Genomic DNA, 5,571 nt, shown 5'->3' on the forward strand with positions numbered 1-5,571 from the left:
AAGATCATTAAGAGATTATGAAGAACAACTTGTGTGGATTTTTACTGGTTGATTGATCGATATATATTATCATTGATAATTGGTAGAAATTTCTCGAAGTTTATTTGAGCAAATTTTTTGTCAGTAATTGATGAGCCAAGATTGGTACCCTTTAGGTACTATTGATTTTAAACTGAAGAGTTTGATCATGGCTCAGATTGAACGCTGGCGGCAGGCTTAACACATGCAAGTCGAGCGGGGGAAGGTAGCTTGCTACTGGACCTAGCGGCGGACGGGTGAGTAATGCTTAGGAATCTGCCTATTAGTGGGGGACAACATCTCGAAAGGGATGCTAATACCGCATACGTCCTACGGGAGAAAGCAGGGGACCTTCGGGCCTTGCGCTAATAGATGAGCCTAAGTCGGATTAGCTAGTTGGTGGGGTAAAGGCCTACCAAGGCGACGATCTGTAGCGGGTCTGAGAGGATGATCCGCCACACTGGGACTGAGACACGGCCCAGACTCCTACGGGAGGCAGCAGTGGGGAATATTGGACAATGGGCGGAAGCCTGATCCAGCCATGCCGCGTGTGTGAAGAAGGCCTTTTGGTTGTAAAGCACTTTAAGCGAGGAGGAGGCTACTAAGATTAATACTCTTGGATAGTGGACGTTACTCGCAGAATAAGCACCGGCTAACTCTGTGCCAGCAGCCGCGGTAATACAGAGGGTGCGAGCGTTAATCGGATTTACTGGGCGTAAAGCGTGCGTAGGCGGCTTTTTAAGTCGGATGTGAAATCCCCGAGCTTAACTTGGGAATTGCATTCGATACTGGGAAGCTAGAGTATGGGAGAGGATGGTAGAATTCCAGGTGTAGCGGTGAAATGCGTAGAGATCTGGAGGAATACCGATGGCGAAGGCAGCCATCTGGCCTAATACTGACGCTGAGGTACGAAAGCATGGGGAGCAAACAGGATTAGATACCCTGGTAGTCCATGCCGTAAACGATGTCTACTAGCCGTTGGGGCCTTTGAGGCTTTAGTGGCGCAGCTAACGCGATAAGTAGACCGCCTGGGGAGTACGGTCGCAAGACTAAAACTCAAATGAATTGACGGGGGCCCGCACAAGCGGTGGAGCATGTGGTTTAATTCGATGCAACGCGAAGAACCTTACCTGGTCTTGACATAGTAAGAACTTTCCAGAGATGGATTGGTGCCTTCGGGAACTTACATACAGGTGCTGCATGGCTGTCGTCAGCTCGTGTCGTGAGATGTTGGGTTAAGTCCCGCAACGAGCGCAACCCTTTTCCTTATTTGCCAGCGGGTTAAGCCGGGAACTTTAAGGATACTGCCAGTGACAAACTGGAGGAAGGCGGGGACGACGTCAAGTCATCATGGCCCTTACGACCAGGGCTACACACGTGCTACAATGGTCGGTACAAAGGGTTGCTACCTAGCGATAGGATGCTAATCTCAAAAAGCCGATCGTAGTCCGGATTGGAGTCTGCAACTCGACTCCATGAAGTCGGAATCGCTAGTAATCGCGGATCAGAATGCCGCGGTGAATACGTTCCCGGGCCTTGTACACACCGCCCGTCACACCATGGGAGTTTGTTGCACCAGAAGTAGGTAGTCTAACCGCAAGGAGGACGCTTACCACGGTGTGGCCGATGACTGGGGTGAAGTCGTAACAAGGTAGCCGTAGGGGAACCTGCGGCTGGATCACCTCCTTAACGAAAGATTGACGATTGGTAAGAATCCACAACAAGTTGTTCTTCATGACGATGTATCTGAGGGTCTGTAGCTCAGTTGGTTAGAGCACACGCTTGATAAGCGTGGGGTCACAAGTTCAAGTCTTGTCAGACCCACCATGACATACTCATACGATACATTGATCTAAATGATAAGCTGGGGACTTAGCTTAGTTGGTAGAGCGCCTGCTTTGCACGCAGGAGGTCAGGAGTTCGACTCTCCTAGTCTCCACCACGTATTCATTCGAATACGTAGTAAGCAAACGAGTTGATAGCTTATAGAGCTTAGTAATAAAGCTGTGTATACTGCACGCCTTGATTATTAAGCTCTGTGATTTATCACAGTTGACTGCGATCTGACGAAGACGTAGTGAATCATTAACAGCATATATTTGAGTTGAAATAATTTGTTCATACTCATAGAAAGAGCGGAAACGAGATAACGTAAGTTATTGAGTTGAAGTGATTGAAATGAGAACTAGCGAAATTAACTGAATCAAGCGTTTTGGTATATGAATTTGAATTGAAGCTGTACAGTGTTTAGATACACAGTACTTCAAACTGTAATGTTGAACGATCTACTTGTAGGATCGAACGACTGTTTGGGGTTGTATAGTCAAGTAATTAAGTGCATGTGGTGGATGCCTTGGCAGTCAGAGGCGATGAAAGACGTGATAGCCTGCGAAAAGCTCCGGGGAGGCGGCAAATATCCTGTGATCCGGAGATTTCTGAATGGGGGAACCCACCTATCATAAGATAGGTATTGTAACATGAATACATAGTGTTGCAAGGCAAACGCGGGGAAGTGAAACATCTCAGTACCCGTAGGAAAAGAAATCAATTGAGATTCCCTCAGTAGCGGCGAGCGAAAGGGGAAAAGCCCATTAAGTTATGTAAGCTTTAGTGGAATGCTCTGGGAAGTGCAACCATAGTAGGTGATAGTCCTGTACACGAAAGGGCTTACATGATGATGTCGAGTAGGGCGGGGCACGTGAAACCTTGTCTGAATATGGGGGGACCATCCTCCAAGGCTAAATACTCCTGACTGACCGATAGTGAACCAGTACCGTGAGGGAAAGGCGAAAAGAACCCCTGTGAGGGGAGTGAAATAGATCCTGAAACCGCATGCATACAAGCAGTGGGAGCATCTTCGTGATGTGACTGCGTACCTTTTGTATAATGGGTCAGCGACTTACATTCAGTAGCAAGGTTAACCGAATAGGGGAGCCGTAGAGAAATCGAGTCTTAATAGGGCGTTTAGTTGCTGGGTGTAGACCCGAAACCAGGCGATCTATCCATGAGCAGGTTGAAGGTGAGGTAACACTTACTGGAGGACCGAACCCACTGTCGTTGAAAAGCCAGGGGATGACTTGTGGATAGGGGTGAAAGGCTAATCAAGCCTGGTGATAGCTGGTTCTCCCCGAAAGCTATTTAGGTAGCGCCTCGGACGAATACCATTGGGGGTAGAGCACTGTTTCGGCTAGGGGGTCATCCCGACTTACCAAACCGATGCAAACTCCGAATACCAATGAGTACTATCCGGGAGACAGACTGCGGGTGCTAACGTCCGTAGTCAAGAGGAAAACAATCCAGACCGCCAGCTAAGGTCCCTAAATCATAGTTAAGTGGGAAACGATGTGGGAAGGCATAGACAGCTAGGAGGTTGGCTTAGAAGCAGCCACCCTTTAAAGAAAGCGTAATAGCTCACTAGTCGAGTCGGCCTGCGCGGAAGATGTAACGGGGCTAAAACTATGTACCGAAGCTGCGGATTTGCAATTTATTGCAAGTGGTAGGGGAGCGTTCTGTAAGCCGATGAAGGTGGATTGAGAAGTCTGCTGGAGGTATCAGAAGTGCGAATGCTGACGTGAGTAACGATAAAACGGGTGAAAAACCCGTTCGCTGAAAGACCAAGGGTTCCAGTCCAACGTTAATCGGGGCTGGGTGAGTCGACCCCTAAGGCGAGGCCGAGAGGCGTAGTCGATGGGAAATTGGTTAATATTCCAATACTTCTGTGTAATGCGATGAGAGGACGGAGAAGGTTAAGTCAGCCTGGCGTTGGTTGTCCAGGTGGAAGATTGTAGGCATGTATCTTAGGCAAATCCGGGGTACTCTATGCTGAGAATCGATAGCAAGCTAGTTTACTAGCGAAGTGGCTGATACCATACTTCCAGGAAAAGTCTCTAAGCTTCAGTTACACAGGAATCGTACCCGAAACCGACACAGGTGGTCAGGTCGAGTAGACCAAAGCGCTTGAGAGAACTCTGCTGAAGGAACTAGGCAAAATGGTACCGTAACTTCGGGAGAAGGTACGCTGCCGGCGGTGATAGGACTTGCTCCTTGAGCTACTGGCAGCCTCAGAAACCAGGCCGCTGCAACTGTTTATTAAAAACATAGCACTCTGCAAACACGAAAGTGGACGTATAGGGTGTGATGCCTGCCCGGTGCTGGAAGGTTAATTGATGGGGTTAGCGTAAGCGAAGCTCTTGATCGAAGCCCCAGTAAACGGCGGCCGTAACTATAACGGTCCTAAGGTAGCGAAATTCCTTGTCGGGTAAGTTCCGACCTGCACGAATGGCATAATGATGGCGGCGCTGTCTCCAGCAGAGGCTCAGTGAAATCGAATTCGCCGTGAAGATGCGGTGTACCCGCGGCTAGACGGAAAGACCCCGTGAACCTTTACTGCAGCTTGACATTGAACTTTGATCTTACTTGTGTAGGATAGGTGGGAGGCTTTGAAGTAGAAACGCCAGTTTCTATGGAGCCGTCCTTGAAATACCACCCTGGTAATATTGAGGTTCTAACTCTGCTCCATTATCTGGAGCGAGGACCATGTCTGGTGGGTAGTTTGACTGGGGCGGTCTCCTCCTAAAGAGTAACGGAGGAGTACGAAGGTGCGCTCAGCGTGGTCGGAAATCACGCGTAGAGTATAAAGGCAAAAGCGCGCTTAACTGCGAGACCCACAAGTCGAGCAGGTACGAAAGTAGGTCTTAGTGATCCGGTGGTTCTGTATGGAAGGGCCATCGCTCAACGGATAAAAGGTACTCTGGGGATAACAGGCTGATACCGCCCAAGAGTTCATATCGACGGCGGTGTTTGGCACCTCGATGTCGGCTCATCTCATCCTGGGGCTGAAGCAGGTCCCAAGGGTATGGCTGTTCGCCATTTAAAGAGGTACGCGAGCTGGGTTTAGAACGTCGTGAGACAGTTCGGTCCCTATCTACCGTGGGCGTTGGAAATTTGAGAGGATCTGCTCCTAGTACGAGAGGACCAGAGTGGACGAACCTCTGGTGTACCGGTTGTGACGCCAGTCGCATCGCCGGGTAGCTATGTTCGGAAGGGATAACCGCTGAAAGCATCTAAGCGGGAAGCCTACCTCAAGATTAGATTTCCCAAGGACTTTATGTCCTCTAAAGAGCCGTTGAAGACTACAACGTTGATAGGTTGGATGTGGAAGTACGGTGACGTATGAAGCTGACCAATACTAATTACTCGTGAGGCTTGACTATACAACACCCAAACAGTTGGTGTTGTGGTTCAAATCATGACAAATAACTTGATTTAGTTAGATAAAACGCTAAACTGCACAAATTAAAGCAACTCAAATAGCTGTTAATAACTTCTTTGACCAAGCAAAGGCACGCAAACAATATATGCGAATAAGACCCAAGCAAAGTCACAACAGTTGTGCTGGCGACAATAGCAAGAGTGAACCACCTGATCCCTTCCCGAACTCAGAAGTGAAACCTCTTAGCGCTGATGGTAGTGTGGGGTTACCCATGTGAGAGTAAGTCATCGCCAGCTCATTATTCTAAACACCCCCTTCAATACAAGGGGGTGTTTTTTTAT

2 tRNA genes and 3 rRNA genes are annotated in these 5,571 nt (G+C 48.6%); all 5 read left to right on the forward strand.

Features of this window, described 5'->3' with window-relative positions:
- Positions 1 to 169: 169 nt before the first annotated feature.
- The 5 genes from AC1M9B_RS14310 (at position 170) to rrf (ending at position 5,526) form a co-directional block, all read left to right on the forward strand.
- Positions 170 to 1,707 (forward strand): 16S ribosomal RNA (locus AC1M9B_RS14310).
- Positions 1,708 to 1,768: 61 nt separating this feature from the next.
- Positions 1,769 to 1,845, forward strand: a tRNA-Ile gene (locus tag AC1M9B_RS14315).
- A gap of 39 nt (positions 1,846 to 1,884) precedes the next feature.
- A tRNA-Ala gene (locus AC1M9B_RS14320) sits at positions 1,885 to 1,960 on the forward strand.
- A gap of 379 nt (positions 1,961 to 2,339) precedes the next feature.
- Positions 2,340 to 5,231, forward strand: a 23S ribosomal RNA gene (locus AC1M9B_RS14325).
- A 180-nt stretch (positions 5,232 to 5,411) separates the two neighbouring features.
- Positions 5,412 to 5,526: ribosomal RNA gene (rrf, locus tag AC1M9B_RS14330) — 5S ribosomal RNA — on the forward strand.
- The 16S, 23S and 5S rRNA genes sit together here with 2 tRNA genes alongside, the layout of an rRNA operon.
- Positions 5,527 to 5,571 lie beyond the last annotated feature (45 nt).

The organism is Acinetobacter sp. ANC_7513, assembly GCF_056779915.1.